We start from the raw sequence: 14,092 nt of genomic DNA, 5'->3' as shown, positions 1-14,092 counted from the left end.
AGCTTCGAGTGTTCGGTCGCCCGACCGGAGGCGGTCGATGTTCGCGAGCACCGTCGGTGCGTAGACGACTCCCCGAACGTCGTGCAACGTGTCGCCGACGAGGGGGAACCGCGAGTGCTGCGGGTTCGTTCGAATCCTGTCGAGGTTCTCGTCGGTCGGTGCGGCAGTCCTGAGTTCGACCACGTCTTCTGCCGGAACCATCACCTGTCGAACGGGTATGGACCCGATTCGGAGGGCGTTGAGGACTTCTTCGCGCCGGTCTTCGGGAAGCGACCCGCGAGCGAGGATGTCGCCCATCTGACTGCGAACCTCTCCCCGACTCAGTCGCTCTCCGTCGGTGCCAGTGTGTTCGTCGTCGTCGATTTCGGCCTCTTGCCACGAACGGGTGATTTCGACACCGCCGAGGGCGAGCAACCGCTTTGCCAACCAGTCGGCCACGACGATGACGGGGTACATGAGTTTCGTCCACCCGTAGAGGACGGGAGCGGTGTACTTGGCGACGAATCGGGACCGTTCGACCCCGAGGTACGTCGGCACCTGCTCACCGAGGACGACGTGGGCGAGGTTGATGAGCGACAGCGACAGGATGACCGACAGCGACGTGTGCCCGCCTGCACCGCCGCCGCCGAGGAGTGCCGCGAAGACGGCGGCGACGGCCGGTTCGGCCACGACGCCGAGGCCGACACTGGAGATAGTGATGCCCACTTGGCATCCAGAGAGATACACCTCTAATCGCTCCGTCATCTTCCAGGCGCGTTCGAGTCCTCGCGACCCCTCGAACGCCGACTGGTCGAACTGTGGGACGCGGGTCATCGCGAACTCCGAGACGACGAAGAACGCGTTCCCGAGCAACAACACGAGACCACCGACGAGCCGCACCGCAGTCTCGACACCAACCATACTGCCCCGACGTTCAAACTCGTCACCCCTGAGGGTGTCGACTGCGGTTCGTGTCGGTACACCCGACCAGAAATCGTACCGCTGAGCCGACTCTCTCGACCCACTCGCCGCAGCCACAGAGTGAACGTCTCGTTCTCCAACGACGGAAATTCAGCCGACTGAACGGCCGTTGCCTCACAACCGACAGGACACTCACATAAAAACTCGAACACCTTTATCCGGTGAGGCGTCGAACGTCCACACATGAGTTGGAAAGCAATCGACGCCCTCGACGACGCCCGTGACGCCACGGGGTCGCTCCTCCTCCCGTTCGACGCGGGTCGATGGGCGCGCCTCGCACTCATCGCCCTCTTCGTCGGTGGAATCGGAAGCGGTGGTGGCGGTGCCGGAAACGCCGGAAACACCGGGGTAACCTTCCCCGCAGACGGCACGCCGCCGACCAACGTTCCAATCGACTCCCTTCCGGGATTCGTCACACCGGGGAACGTCTTCGCCGCCGTCGTCGTCCTAGCGGCCATCGGCATCACGCTCGGCCTCATCTGGTCGTTTATCGGCTCGGTGATGCAGTTCGTCTTCGTCGACGGTGTCGTCTCGAAAGACGTGCGTATCCGCAAACCGTTCCGCGAACGCCTCGGCCTCGGAGCCAGATTGTTCGTGTTCCAGATTGGCCTCGTCCTCGCCGTCTTACTGCTGCTTGGCCTTCCACTCGCAGCAGTCGTCCTCGGCGGTATCAGCCTCGACGGGTCGGTGTTCCTGCTGGCGATACCGCTCGTCTTCCTCGCCATCCTGGTGTTCTTGGTGCTCGCCATCGCCCTCCAGTTGACCACCGACTTCGTCGTCCCGACGATGATTGCCGAAGACAAGCAGGTCATCGACTCGTGGCGGCGCGTGGTTCCGGTGTTCCGCGCCGAGTTCTCCGAGTTCGGCCTCTACATCGTCGTCAGGTTCGTCCTCGGTATCCTCGCGAGCATCGCCGTCGGCATCGCCGCCGCCCTCGTCTTGCTCGTCGTCGCGATACCGTTCGCCATCGTCGGCGGTGGTATCTTCCTCGCGCTCTCGGCAGCAGGCGTCAGCGCGTTCTCCACGGCTGGGTTGGCGCTGTTCGGTGCCCTCGGACTCCTGTTCGTCCTCACTGCAATCGCAGTGAGTGCACTCGTCCAGATGCCCGTGGTGACGTTCTTCCGGTACTACTCGCTGTTCCTCCTCGGAAGCGCAGACGAGTCGCTGGACCTCGTGTCTAACTTCCGTACCGAAGACGACACCCCCGCACCGGAAGGCCCGACACCGGCCTGAGAACCGCCCGAAGACCACTCACTCGATTTTTACGCCGTCGTCGCCGCGATGACCTCTCGGTCCAGTTGCCCCAACAAGAGCAGAATCGGAATCATCAGCAACCCACCGGCGACGAACGGCGCCCAGAAGGCGAGACCCGTGTAGAGGCCGCCTGCGAGCGCCGGGCCGAACGTCCGCGCGAGACTGCCGGCACTCTGCGTGAGACCGAAGGCACCGCCTTGCTCGTCGTCGCTCGCGGAACGCGAGACCAGCGTGTTCAACGAGACGTTCGTGAGGGCGTTTCCGAACGACAACGGTGTCATCACGACCAGGAGTGCGATGACGCCCGGTGGAAGGGCGGGCCCGATTGGGAGCAGTGTCCCGACGCTGGGCAGGTACGACCCGAACACCGGCGAAAACGGCACCGCCGCGAGTGTGAAGACCTGAATCGCAGTCCCGCCGACGGCCAAGCGGTACTCACCGAATCGGTCGGTCAGCGGGCCGACCAGACCACCTTGGACGATGGCGAGCACCACACCGACGTAGGTGAGGATAATCGCGTTCTCCGTCGCGCCGTACCCGTACTGGTCGTTCGTGAGGAAGATGAACTGACTCTCCAGCGCCGAGAAGGCGAACGAGACGAGGAAGAACGAGGCGACGAGTGCGCCGAGGCCGTGGGTCCGAAGCGCCGTCAGGAGTTGGTCGATACGCGACGGCTTGTCTGCCGCCGGTTCGCGCTCTTCCGGCGGACGCGACTCGGGGAGGACGAAGAACGCCACGACGAGGTTGGTCCCCGTGATGACTGCGGCGGCGAAACTGGGCAGCGAGAACTCCGAGACGGGAACTATCGCAGGAAGTACGTCGCGGGCGACGGCCACGACGGTGTCGCTGGCGAAGAACCCGCCGAGTGCGGGACCGAAGACGAATCCGAGACCGAACGCGGCCCCGAGGAGTCCGAGTCCCTTGGCCCGGTCTTCTGGCGGCGTGATGTCCGCGATGTACGCCTGTGCGGTGGCGATGTTGCCACCCATCGTCCCGGCGAGCATCCGCGCGGCGAAGAGCACTGCGAGCGACCCCGCGATGCCGAACAGCGTCCACGCGATGACGCTCCCGGTGAGAGAGAGCAAGAGGACCGGTCGCCGACCATGGGCGTCTGAGAGGCGACCTAACAGGGGAGCAGCGAGGAACTGCATCGCTGAGTACGACGCGATGAGCAGACTCCCGACGAACTCCGTCGCACCGAACGAGAGTGCGTACAACGGAATCACTGGGATGAGGATTCCGAACCCGAGGAGGTCGACGAAGACGATGAAGAAGACCACGCCGAGGGCCCGACGCGGGTTGTCGACAGTCATTATCTGCGTCTTGGATGGTCGACAGAAAACCACTCCGATACTGGCGTCAAACGTACAGTAAGCTGTGATTAATTAATACACTGACACTCGTTTGGCCCAGTATGGCCTTCGAGTGGGTATCGTACTTCACGTGCAACAACTGCGGGCTAGAAAAGCCGTCTCCCGAGGTCCCCTACGACCGCCTCGGCTACGCTGTGTGCCCCGCCTGCGGCGTCGAGACGAGACCTGCCGGTGTCGAACCAGCGAAGGTTCCGACACTCGCAGATGGGTACTGACTTCGGCCCCGAGCACGTGGCCAGCGTATGAGTTGGACGGAAGTCCGCAACGACGAGCGTATCGTGGAGTGGGAACGGAGCGACGGTCACGCGACCCTTCGCCTTCGGCGCGGGCCGAACGGGTGGCACGTCAGATACGACCGACTCCACCAGTCACCGGAGGGACGTGGCTACGAGAGTCGTCGGTTCGACGACGAAGACGCCGCCCGAGCGACGCTCGACGAGTGGAAAGACGAGTACGACGTCGACGAACCCTGACTGGACGCCGCCAGCGTCGAGCATTCTCGCGGTGAGACGGTTTTTATACGTTCAGTAGTGTCCGAGGACACCACGTTGTCGCGCACGGCGCGTGAGGACGCTGAAGACGGCGTAGCCAACGACAGCGTATCCGACCCCGACAGCGACGAGGACGCCGATATCGGCCAGCGGGAACTCCCAGAGCCTGACGCCGCCGGTCATCGCCCGCTGGAGCATGAAACTCCCCTGTGCGAGTGGGAGCACTTTGAGCAACGGTGCTTGTTCGACGGGTGCGGCGGCGAGGCCGATGAACCCGAACTGGAGCAGTCCGAAGATGCTGTTGACGCGCTTGTAGAGGAGTGCCAGACCAGCCATCACGAACCCGACGCCGACCACCGAGGCGAGCGCGAAGATGCCGACGGGAATCACGGTAAGCAGGTCGATAGCGAGCGTGCGACCGGTCGTCACGAGCATCAACACGAGCGTGGCACCGCCCCAGAGGAAGCTAAACGCCACGTTTACGACCGTCTTGGCAGCCATGACGCGACCGAATCCGAGCGGTGCCATGTAGAGTTGTTCGAGGGTGCCCCACTGGGCTTCGGTCATGACGTTTCCCGCGAGGTCTTGATACGCCGAGAAGGCCATCGTCACGAGGAAGTACCCGACGATGAGCGAGTCGAGCGAGTCGTCGAACGCCGGGCCGGCGACGGCACGTCCGCCGAAGAAGATGAGCGCGAAGAACACGTAGATGGCGAGTAGGCCGCCGACCGTGTTCACAGGGTAGCGCCGGAGCAAGATGTACTGTTTCTGCGCCACCTCACGGAGGAGAATCACCATCTCGCGCGTCGAGGCGGTTCTCATCGGTCTTCGCCGCCGGTCAACTGCAAGAACGCTTCTGTCAGGTCGGGTTCGACCGTGTTCACCGAGACGAGGCGTCCCCCATCCGCGACGAACCGCGCGGCCAACGCGGGCAGGTCGTTCGCGTCTTCGAGTGCGACGAGGACGCGCGTCCGGTCGCCGTCTGTCTCCCACGATTCGACGGTGTAGTCACTCTGAATGGTTCGTTCCGTCGCGGCCGAGAGTGGCCCATCGACGACGACCCGGACCGCACTCGTCCGGAACAGTTCCACGAGCGACGTCACGTCGTCGTCGGCGACGAGACGGCCGTGGTTCACGACGAGGACGCGGTCACACAGGTCTTCGACGACGCTCATGTCGTGGCTGGTGAGGACGACAGTGAGTCCCCGGTCGTCGGCCAGTCGCCGAAGTTCGCGGCGTAAGTCGACCGAACTCTCCACGTCGAGACCGAGCGTCGGTTCGTCGAGGAACGCGACGTCCACGTCGCGGGCGAGGGCACACGCCAGGGCGACTTTCTGTTTCATCCCCCGCGAGAGTTCGTTCACCACGTCGTCGGCCCTGTCGAGGAGGCCAAGTTGGTCCAAGAGGGTATCGTGGCGTGCGCGGACTGCCGGGTCGCTCGCGTTCTCGCCCGCGAGACCACCGAAGAATGCGAGGTTCTCACGGACCGTCAATCGCCAGTAGACGTTCCGTGCGCCCTCCAGTGTGGCACCGAGGCGTCGGTACGCCCGCGCCGGGTGGGCGTGAACGTCGATACCGCAGACGCGGACGGTTCCGTCCGAGGGGACGAGGAGTCCGAGCATCGCCTTCAGCATCGTCGTCTTCCCCGCCCCGTTGGGACCCAGAACGCCGAGAATCGTTCCCTGTTCGACCGAAAACGAGACGTCGTCGACGGCGGTCACGTCTCCGTATCGTTTGGTGAGCGTCGAAACCTCGATGACCGGCGGGACGGTGCGTTCGTCGTGGTCGACAGTCCGGGGAACTGGCGTCTCCCGTGCCGCGTTTGGTGCGGCGGGGGTGCTCATTGGAGTCGCCGAGTCGACTCGACGAGTGGGTGTCGGGCGTAGTCGACGATGTCGATGTCGTCGATAGTGTGCAGGCCTTCGTTCTCGGCGGTGCGTTGCATCCCGAGTTCCACGGGGTCGTCGATGACGATGACGTAGGCGTCCATCTCTTCCATGTCGATGCGGTCCGCCGCCAGCGCGCGGTGGTGGCCGTCGGCCAAGAGAAGCGTGCCGTTGTTGTCGATGACGACCAGTGGTTCTGCGAGACCACGTTCGAGTTCGTAGGTTCTCCCTTCTAACTCGTCGGCGTAGACGCGCGCTTGCGTCGGAATGAGGGTCGAGATGGTGACCGTCCGTCGTTCCTGGTGGACGGTGATTCCGTGAATCTGTTCGAGCGTCCGCATCAGTTTCCCGACTTTCTCCGGCGTCGCACGCTCGATTTGGCTTCGAATCACGTCCGTGTTCGAGATGATACCCACGAGATTGCCCGCGTCGTCGACGACGGGCAGTTTCTGGATACCCGACCGAAGGATGACTCGGGCAGCGTCGTTCACGTCCATCTCGGGGTGGGCGACGACGAGGTCTGTCGCCATCACCGTCTCGATTGGTTCGTCGTCGTCCGCGAGGAGAATATCACGTGCCGTGACGAAGCCTTCGACCTTGCGGCCTTCACAGACGGGAAAGCCGTTGTGGCCGTCGCTCTCGGCGATACGACGGGCCACGTCTGCGACCGTGTTACTCGGAGAGACGGTCTGGACCTCGCGCGTCATGTACTCCTTGACGGTCGCTTTGGTACTCATCCCTCCGAGGTAGGGCGACCGTCGGCAAAAACGTGGTGGGAGAAACTGTACCGAGGCACCGTTCGGCGTGTCGTTCAGCGGTTCCTCACGGGAGAACGTGGTCACTTGTCCAGTGGGTATTCGAACGTGACGTCCACGTCCAGACGCGGCGTCGACGGTGCGTGTTCGAGCGTCTCGAAGAGGCGACCGGCGACGATGTCCGTGACGATAGTCGCGAGGGACTCCCGTGAGTCGTCACCCACGTCGTCCAAGATACCGAGCGGAATCTGCGCCCCGGCCATGTCTGCGTGTCCGCCGGCGCTCCCAATCGGGCCGAGTGCGTCGCGGAACATCTCTCCGAGGTCGACGCGCCCGCCGTGTGCGCGCCCAGAGACGTACACGGTTCCGTCCATCAACCCGTAGACGACGCTCACGTCGACGCCATCCATCCCGAGGAGGTAGTCGGCCGCCTGCGCCAACGCGTCTCGCTCGCGGATGTCGCCGACGTTCGACGTGAGAACCTCGCCACGAACGTCCCTGTTGGCGATGCTGCGTGCGAGTGTCTCCATCGTATCGGAGGTCATACTCGGCGTCTCGACCCGTGCCAAGAGGTCGGTGTCGACGTGGGGAAAGAGGTACGCGGCGGCCTCGAAGTCGGCAGTCGACACCTCGCGAGTGAAGTCGTTGGTGTCGACCTGTATCCCGAACAAGAGCGCGGTTGCGACCTGTGTGCTGGGGACGATGCCGAGTCGCCGGAGGTACTCGGTGAGGAGCGTACTCGTCGCACCGACGCCACTCCTGAGGTCGACGTACCTCGCTTCGACCGGTGCTCGCGGCGGGTGGTGGTCGACGACGATATCTACCGTCGTGTCCGCGGGCAGGCGGTCGTTGACGCCGGGGCGTGAGTGGTCGACGAGGGCGAACCCGGCGTACTCGTCCGGTTCCGGGGTGCCGTCGAGCACGCGAAGGTTGAGGTCGAGGAGGTTCACCAACGCACGGTTCTCCTGATGAGAGATGTCGCCGAAGTAACACACGTCGGACTCGACGTTCGCCCGTTTCGAAATCGCTTGGAGGGCTAGCCCCGACGCGATGGCGTCGGGGTCCGGGTTGTCGTGCATGACGATTGCGAGTCGCCCGTCGAGACTCCGGAGGACCCGCATCAAGCGGTTGAGTCGTTCACTGTGCGACGACCCGACGGCGTCGTAGATGCGGTCAGCGACGAGTCGGGTCGGGTCGATGGTCTCGTCGGCGACGCGTTCGATTTCCGCACGGGCAGACTCGCTGCCGTCTGTTCCGAGATAGACGACGAGTGACGCGTCGGGAAAGTGGTCGCGTGCCGTCCGTGCCACGTCGCGGTTCTCGTCTGTCGAGTCGCCTCCGACGATGACCACGTCGGTGTGTTCCGGGTAGTTCGTCGGGTCGTTCGGGTCGCCTGCCGTCGCTGCGACGCCGTCGGCACGGAAGTCGTCGGCACGGCCCTTCCTGTCGGTGACGACCACGACCGACCCCGGCCTGTCGGCCAGTGTCTCGACGAATGACCCTTCGAGGCCCCCGCACCCGAGAACCAGGCGACGTACCATACTAACAGGGTCGTCATCCGGCCGCAAAACCCTACCGTCATCCGATTCGGCGATGATATTATGTTATGTCACGCCATGGCACACAATAGGATGGAACTCGAATCACAACTCGTCCCCGAATCTCGCGCCGAATCGATCGTCCGAACCTGCCGAACTGTCGTCGGCGACGACCTCAGAAGTATCACGTACTTTACCCACGACCGGTGTGAGCAGATCTATCTCCGTTCCGACCTCGAAGCAGACGCCGACTTGACTGGATTCGTCGAACACGAGACCGACGGGTTTCAGGCCCGCACCGCTTACCGAGGGTCCGAACTCGGGAACTACCGCTACACGGTTCGCGCGTTCGAACACGGATACCTGACGCGCGTCACTGTCGCGTCCAACGGCGTCTTCGTCACGACCGACGGTCTCACGCTTCGGCGGTCCGAAGAACTGGCGTCGGCACTCTCTGAACTGCTGCGGGTCGAATAAGAAAGCGGTTTTTTCAGGCCGTCAGCGCGCTCAGAAGAGCGCCGCAGCGACGGTCTGTGCCGTCTCGATGACGGGCTGGAAGCCGGGCAGGAGGAGGACCGTACCGACGGCGGCGAAGACCACCGCGACGTACAGACCGACCGGCTGGCTTCCGATTTCGAGCGGCTTCGACGGCTCTTCGATCCACATCGCTTTGACGACGCGACTGTAGTAGAACAGCGACAGTGCGCTGTTCACTGCGCCGACGGCGGCGAGCCACCAGAAGCCGGACTCGATAGCCGAGTAGAACAGGGCGTACTTCGAGACGAAGCCACCGAACGGTGGGAGCCCTGCCAGCGAGAACATGAAGATGGTCATCGCCGTGGCGGCGATGGGCACCTTCGTCGCGAGTCCGTTGTAGTCTTCGAACGTGCGACCGATGCCCCACTTCTCGGCCATGGCGATGAACAGGAACGCGCCCGTGTTCATGAAGCCGTAGACGAGCAGGTGGGCCATACTCGCGCCGAGGACGTCGCCGTTGGCGGCGCCACCGTCGACGGTGATGGCCGCGAGGCCGATGAGCGCGTAGCCTGCGTGTCCAACCGAGGAGTACGCGAGCATGCGCTTGACGTTCTCTTGGGTCGCGGCCGCGAAGTTACCGACCGTCATCGTGACGACGGCGAGCACCGCGAACAGGAGCGACCAGTCCACGCTGCCGCCACCGAGTGCGGTGACGGTGTCGAGCGGGAACGCGACCGTGAAGACGCGGAAGGCGACGGCGAAACCGGCGGCCTTCGACGCCGACGAGAGGAACGCACTGACGGGAGCGGGTGCACCTTCGTACGCCTCCGGCGCCCAGAAGTGGAACGGGACGGAGGCGGTCTTGAAGGCGAACCCACCGGCAATCATCAGCACGCCGAGTCCGAGCACACCGACGAGTTCGTCGGCGTTAGCCAGGTTGGCCGCGACGTCCGGGAGGATAAGCGACCCGGTGACAGCGAACACGAGGCTGATACCGAACGCGAACACCGCCGACGACAGTGCGCCGATGAGGAAGTACTTCAGTCCCGCTTCGACGCTGCCGCGGTTCTTCTTGAGGAACGCGACGAGCGCGTACGACGGCAGCGAGGCGAGTTCGAGGCTGACGAACACCGTCGCCAGCGAGTTCGACATCGCCATCAGCGTCATCCCCGTCGCGGCGAAGAGGACGAGCGAGTAGAACTCACCCTGATAGCGCCGGTCGGCGAGGTAGTCGTACGAAGCGACAGAGACCATCGCGGCGACACTCGTGAAGATGAGCGTGAAGAACAGGCTCATCCCGTCGACGACGATTGCGTCGCCGTACAGCGAGATTGCGCCGCCAGTCTGCTCCATGCCAGTCCCTGCGATGAGGAACCATCCGGCGATACCGCCGGCGCCCAGCGACCCGAGCGTCGCCACACCGGCGAGGAGTCCGTTGTTCGACGTGTCCGGGTCGATAGTGTCGATGACGAGCAGGAGGAGTCCCGTGAGACCGAGCACGATGGCTGGTGCCATCGCCGTCCAGTCGGGGAGTGTCTGCAGTGGCGTCATTTAGAACGCACCTCCCAGTTCGAGAATCGGATTGACCGCGTCCTGAATCATGGTGAAGAAGATGTCGGGCGAGACACCGAGAACGATGGTGAGCAGCAAGAGCACCGCGAGCGGCGCCACGTCGTGGAACGGCGCTTCGGTAATCTCGTAGTCACCGTCGAACTGGAACGGCCCGAACAGCGTCCGCTGCATCGCGAACAGCAGGTAGCCCGCGACGATGACGATACCGAACATCGCCACGCCGGTGAACAGCGGCATCGCCGCCATCACCGTGGACTCGAACGCGCCCTTGAAGATGAAGAACTCGGCGGCGAATCCGGCCATGAGCGGGAGGCCCATGTACCCGAACGCACCGGCGACGAAGATACCCGCCGTGACGGGCATCTTGTCGGCCATCCCGGACATGTCCGTGACCATGCGCGTGTGCGTCGTGTTGTAGATGACACCGACGGCCATGAACATCAGTCCGGAGATGAGACCGTGGGCGACCATCTGGAAGGTCGCACCACCGACACCGTAGGTGGTGTAGGCGATGAGACCGAGGATGACGTACCCCATCGACGACACGGAGGAGTACGCGACGATGCGCTTGAGGTCCTGTTGTGCCAGCGCGAGGAGTGCGCCGTAGATGACGCTCGCCACGGCGACAAGCGCGATTGGCAGCGCGAAGCTTCGCGCCGTCTCCGGGAGCATCGTGAAGTTGAACCGGAGCAGGGCGTACGTACCCATCTTCAGGAGCACCCCAGCCAGCATGACCGACGCCGGCGTGGGTGCTTCGACGTGAGCGTCCGGAAGCCACGTGTGGAACGGGACGACCGGGACCTTGACCGCGAATCCGAGGAACATCGCGACGAACGCGACGGACGCCAGCGCACTCGCCGAGAGACCGGCGAAGCCGCTGAGTTGGCCAGCCTGCAACGCCTGGGCAATCTCGGGCAGGCGCAGCGACGAGATAGAGTCGCCGAGGCCGAACACGAGCGAGATGAACCCGATGAACATCACGAGCGACGCGATGTTCGTGTAGACGAAGAACTTGATAGCCGCGTACTTGCGGCGGGGGCCGCCCCAGACACCGATGAGGAAGTACATCGGGACGAGGACAGCCTCCCAGAAGACGAACCAGACGAAGAAGTCGAGCGCCGTGAAGACGCCGAGCAGGTTCGCCTCCATCAGGAGCATCAGTCCGTAGAACTGGGACTGGCGCTCCGCGATGGGCGTCCACGAGCTCACGATAGCGAGCGTGGTGAGGATGGTCGTGAGGACGACGAGCGGAAGGCTAATTCCGTCGACGCCGACCATCCAGTGGAGGTCGTACTGGCCGAGTTGGAGCCAGACGACGTCTGTCTCGAACGCGATGTTCCCGCCGAGTAAGGCGTTCCCGCTCGCGTCGTACTGTTGCCACATAACGAGGCTCCCGAGGACGGGAACCAGACTCAGCGCGAAGGCCGCCTTGCCGGCATAGCGGTCCGGCAGGACGAACGTGACCAGCGCGGCGAGGAACGTGACTGCGATGAGCGCTTCGATTATCATGCGAACCAACCTCCGTACAGGCCGAGACCGAGAAGCAGCGCCGTCAGTCCGAGCGTGAGGAGCGCGGCGTAGTTGCTCACCACACCGGACTGGATACGCTTCATACGCGACCCTGCGAACAGGCTGACGCTGGAGACGCCGTTGACGACGCCGTCGACGACACCCTGGTCGAACTTATCGAGAGCGCGCGAGATTGGCTGGACGACGCTCGTCGCGAGCCAAACCTGGTACTCGTCCTGGTAGTAGTTGTTGTACAGTACGGTCTTGATGCTCCCGAGCTTGTCCGTGTGTTCGACGGGGTCGGGGACGTTGTACAGCACGTATGCGAGACCGGCACCAGCGAGTGCGAGGCCGAGCGAGACGGCCGCGCCAATCGCGACTGTCCCCGCCTCACCGCCGATGTATCCCGAACTGTACGGGATGAGCTCGGCGTAGTGGTGCGCGTTCAGCGAGTCGAAGCTTCCGTCGAGGAACTGGTGCAGGAAGTCGATTCCCTTGATACCGAAGAGCTTCTCGACAGGAACCATGTTGACGAGGCCGGCCGTCGCGGCGAGCACGCCGAGGACGGCGAGCGGTGCCTTGACGTTCCAGCGGACGCCGTGGGGGTCCCGTGCCGTGTCGGACCGGGGCTCACCGTGGAAGGTGAGGAACACCATCCGGAAGGTGTAGAAGCCGGTGAAGAAGACGGCGAGCAGACCCATCGCGTACGCGACGAGCAGAATCGGACTCCCGCCGAGTCCGTGGATGAGCGTCTCGTACAGCACTTCGTCTTTCGACCAGAAGCCGGCGAACGGGACGATACCCGCGAGCGCGAGCGACCCAGAGAGGAACGCGTAGTAGGTCACGGGCATCTTGTCTTTCAGACCACCCATGTCCCACATGTTCTCGTTGTGGTGCATCGCGATGATGACCGACCCGGCGCCGAGGAACAAGAGCGCCTTGAAGAAGGCGTGGGTCATGAGGTGGAACGTCGCGGCGACGTAGCCACCGGCCCCGAGGCCGAGCATCATGTAGCCGTACTGGCTGATAGTCGAGTACGCCAGCACCTGCTTGATTTCCTTCTTGACGACACCCATCGTCGCCGCAAAGAGGGCGGTGAAGCCACCGATGAGAGCGATGATAGCGAGCGTCGTCGGCGTCAGTGCGTAAAAGCCGTACATCCGGGCGACGAGGTAGACACCGGCTGCGACCATCGTCGCTGCGTGGATGAGCGCGGAGACCGGGGTCGGACCTTCCATCGCGTCCGGAAGCCACGTGTGCAGGGGGAACTGCGCGGACTTCCCGACGACGCCTCCGAGAACGAGGAGGCCGACGACGGTGAACCACGCCTGTTCGCCCATGCCGAGGAACGTGTTGACCGAGTGTTCACCAGCGAGTGCTTCTTCTGCGAGCACCGGGAAGGCGTCGGGGCCGGCGAAGGCCGCCGAGCCGAACGTCGCGAAGACTGCGACGACGCCGATGAGGAAGAAGTAGTCACCGAAGCGGGTGACCAAGAATGCCTTCTTCGCTGCACTCGGCGGGCCGTCCTGGCGGAACCAGAAGCCGATGAGCAGGTAGGAACACAGTCCCACGAGCTCGAAGAACATGAACGCCATGAGCAGGTTGTCGGCGACGACGAACCCGAGCATGGAGGCGGTGAACAGGCCGAGACCGGCGTAGTAGCGCGGCAGGCCCGTCTCGCCTTCGTCGTTCATGTAGCCGAGACTGAAGACGTGGACGAGGAACGCGATGAGCGTCACGATGACGAGCATCATCGCCGACAGCGGGTCGATGAGCAGGCCGAACGTGAGGTTGATCGCGTCGAGGCCTTCCGCCCACGTGTAGATTGTCTGGTTGTACGTCTGTCCGCCGCTGACGGCGAAGAACGTCGCGACTGCGAGCAGGAACGACCCTGCCGTCGCGCCGATGCCCGCCAGGGCACCTCCCTTCGGCATGTACCGACCCGCCCCGAGTGCGATCAGGAACGAGAGGAACGGGAGGAGGACGATGGCCGGAGCGAATTCGAGAATAGTTGCCATACGTTTACCACCTCATCGTTGTTGCCTTCGTGACGTCCACGTCGTCGAAGTTGCGGTACAGCACCAGGATGATGCCGATACCGACCGCGACTTCGGCGGCGGCGAGTGCCATCGTGAACAGACCGAACGTCTGGCCCGTCACGTTGCCCCAGTAGTAGGAGAACGCGACGAGATTGATGTTGGCCGCGTTCAGCATCAGTTCGACCGACATCAGGAACAACAGCGCGTTGCGCCGGGTGAGCAGGCCGAAGAGGCCGAT

The 14,092-nt window shown here is 63.7% G+C and carries 14 protein-coding genes; 4 read left to right on the top strand and 10 right to left on the bottom strand.

Translation table 11 applies throughout. From position 1 onward, the window contains the following. The coding region (locus AUR66_RS15545; protein WP_058573172.1) for a CNNM domain-containing protein at nucleotides 1-900 on the bottom strand (900 nt) is incomplete at its 3' end. Between the two features lie 243 nt (nucleotides 901-1,143). On the opposite strand from AUR66_RS15545, the gene AUR66_RS15540 reads away from it, so the two are divergent. Continuing rightward, nucleotides 1,144-2,193 carry a DUF7544 domain-containing protein gene (locus AUR66_RS15540; RefSeq protein WP_058573171.1) on the top strand — a complete coding sequence of 350 codons (1,050 nt, stop codon included), beginning with the start codon at nucleotides 1,144-1,146 and terminating at the stop codon, nucleotides 2,191-2,193. 29 nt (nucleotides 2,194-2,222) lie between these two features. Here the strand turns inward: AUR66_RS15540 and AUR66_RS15535 are convergent, their stop codons facing one another. Further along, nucleotides 2,223-3,527: an MFS transporter gene (locus AUR66_RS15535; RefSeq protein WP_058573170.1), complete on the bottom strand. Its 1,305-nt coding sequence runs from the start codon at nucleotides 3,525-3,527 to the stop codon at nucleotides 2,223-2,225. A gap of 101 nt (nucleotides 3,528-3,628) precedes the next feature. Here AUR66_RS15535 and AUR66_RS22185 point away from each other — a divergent pair, with 101 nt between their 5' ends. Together AUR66_RS22185 and AUR66_RS15530 are read left to right on the top strand one after the other, a co-directional pair. Further along, the gene (locus AUR66_RS22185; RefSeq protein WP_197409815.1) at nucleotides 3,629-3,802 is read left to right on the top strand and encodes a hypothetical protein; all 174 of its coding nucleotides are present in this window, start codon (nucleotides 3,629-3,631) and stop codon (nucleotides 3,800-3,802) included. 27 nt (nucleotides 3,803-3,829) lie between these two features. Further along, complete coding sequence (locus tag AUR66_RS15530) at nucleotides 3,830-4,060, top strand: DUF7543 family protein (RefSeq protein ID WP_058573169.1); 231 nt, start codon at nucleotides 3,830-3,832, stop codon at nucleotides 4,058-4,060. 51 nt (nucleotides 4,061-4,111) lie between these two features. Here the strand turns inward: AUR66_RS15530 and AUR66_RS15525 are convergent, their stop codons facing one another. From AUR66_RS15525 to AUR66_RS15510, 4 genes are all read right to left on the bottom strand, one after another. Beyond that, entirely contained in the window at nucleotides 4,112-4,900 is a 789-nt protein-coding gene (locus AUR66_RS15525) for a hypothetical protein (RefSeq protein ID WP_058573168.1), read from the bottom strand. Beyond that, nucleotides 4,897-5,922 (bottom strand): ABC transporter ATP-binding protein, encoded by a 1,026-nt coding sequence (locus AUR66_RS15520; RefSeq protein ID WP_058573167.1) that lies wholly within the window; start codon nucleotides 5,920-5,922, stop codon nucleotides 4,897-4,899. The genes AUR66_RS15525 and AUR66_RS15520 overlap by 4 nt, the downstream gene beginning before the upstream one ends. After that, nucleotides 5,919-6,701 carry a CBS domain-containing protein gene (locus AUR66_RS15515; protein WP_058573166.1) on the bottom strand — a complete coding sequence of 261 codons (783 nt, stop codon included), beginning with the start codon at nucleotides 6,699-6,701 and terminating at the stop codon, nucleotides 5,919-5,921. Before AUR66_RS15515 ends, AUR66_RS15520 begins: the two co-directional genes overlap by 4 nt. Nucleotides 6,702-6,802: 101 nt before the next feature. After that, nucleotides 6,803-8,260: a DHHA1 domain-containing protein gene (locus AUR66_RS15510; protein ID WP_058573165.1), complete on the bottom strand. Its 1,458-nt coding sequence runs from the start codon at nucleotides 8,258-8,260 to the stop codon at nucleotides 6,803-6,805. A 90-nt stretch (nucleotides 8,261-8,350) separates the two neighbouring features. Between AUR66_RS15510 and AUR66_RS15505 the strand changes: the two genes are divergently transcribed. Further along, nucleotides 8,351-8,734, top strand: coding sequence for a DUF7522 family protein (locus AUR66_RS15505; RefSeq protein WP_058573164.1), 384 nt, complete (start codon nucleotides 8,351-8,353; stop codon nucleotides 8,732-8,734). 30 nt (nucleotides 8,735-8,764) lie between these two features. Here the strand turns inward: AUR66_RS15505 and AUR66_RS15500 are convergent, their stop codons facing one another. The 4 genes from AUR66_RS15500 to nuoK all read right to left on the bottom strand — a co-directional run. Beyond that, nucleotides 8,765-10,285, bottom strand: a complete 1,521-nt coding sequence (locus AUR66_RS15500) for an NADH-quinone oxidoreductase subunit N (RefSeq protein ID WP_058573163.1) — start codon at nucleotides 10,283-10,285, stop codon at nucleotides 8,765-8,767. Continuing rightward, nucleotides 10,286-11,815: a complex I subunit 4 family protein gene (locus AUR66_RS15495; protein ID WP_058573162.1), complete on the bottom strand. Its 1,530-nt coding sequence runs from the start codon at nucleotides 11,813-11,815 to the stop codon at nucleotides 10,286-10,288. It abuts the gene before it with no gap. After that, entirely contained in the window at nucleotides 11,812-13,833 is a 2,022-nt protein-coding gene (nuoL, locus tag AUR66_RS15490) for an NADH-quinone oxidoreductase subunit L (RefSeq protein WP_058573161.1), read from the bottom strand. The genes AUR66_RS15495 and nuoL overlap by 4 nt, the downstream gene beginning before the upstream one ends. A gap of 4 nt (nucleotides 13,834-13,837) precedes the next feature. Then, nucleotides 13,838-14,092 (bottom strand): NADH-quinone oxidoreductase subunit NuoK (nuoK, locus tag AUR66_RS15485; RefSeq protein ID WP_058573160.1); only part of this gene is annotated, 255 nt, incomplete at its 5' end.

It is taken from the genome of Haloferax profundi, assembly GCF_001469865.1.
Lineage (GTDB): Archaea > Halobacteriota > Halobacteria > Halobacteriales > Haloferacaceae > Haloferax > Haloferax profundi.
This window is presented reverse-complemented; position numbering and strand designations above follow the sequence as displayed.

Bases quoted from the DNA above. Each gene is read 5' to 3' on its own strand.
- AUR66_RS15510 (WP_058573165.1), bottom strand. From the start codon at position 8,260: ATGGTACGTCGCCTGGTTCTCGGGTGCGGGGGCCTCGAAGGGTCATTC.
- AUR66_RS15505 (WP_058573164.1), top strand. From the start codon at position 8,351: ATGGAACTCGAATCACAACTCGTCCCCGAATCTCGCGCCGAATCGATC.
- AUR66_RS15535 (WP_058573170.1), bottom strand. From the start codon at position 3,527: ATGACTGTCGACAACCCGCGTCGGGCCCTCGGCGTGGTCTTCTTCATC.
- AUR66_RS15520 (WP_058573167.1), bottom strand. From the start codon at position 5,922: ATGAGCACCCCCGCCGCACCAAACGCGGCACGGGAGACGCCAGTTCCC.
- AUR66_RS15500 (WP_058573163.1), bottom strand. From the start codon at position 10,285: ATGACGCCACTGCAGACACTCCCCGACTGGACGGCGATGGCACCAGCC.
- AUR66_RS15525 (WP_058573168.1), bottom strand. From the start codon at position 4,900: ATGAGAACCGCCTCGACGCGCGAGATGGTGATTCTCCTCCGTGAGGTG.
- AUR66_RS15515 (WP_058573166.1), bottom strand. From the start codon at position 6,701: ATGAGTACCAAAGCGACCGTCAAGGAGTACATGACGCGCGAGGTCCAG.
- nuoL (WP_058573161.1), bottom strand. From the start codon at position 13,833: ATGGCAACTATTCTCGAATTCGCTCCGGCCATCGTCCTCCTCCCGTTC.
- AUR66_RS15530 (WP_058573169.1), top strand. From the start codon at position 3,830: ATGAGTTGGACGGAAGTCCGCAACGACGAGCGTATCGTGGAGTGGGAA.
- AUR66_RS15495 (WP_058573162.1), bottom strand. From the start codon at position 11,815: ATGATAATCGAAGCGCTCATCGCAGTCACGTTCCTCGCCGCGCTGGTC.
- AUR66_RS22185 (WP_197409815.1), top strand. From the start codon at position 3,629: ATGGCCTTCGAGTGGGTATCGTACTTCACGTGCAACAACTGCGGGCTA.
- AUR66_RS15540 (WP_058573171.1), top strand. From the start codon at position 1,144: ATGAGTTGGAAAGCAATCGACGCCCTCGACGACGCCCGTGACGCCACG.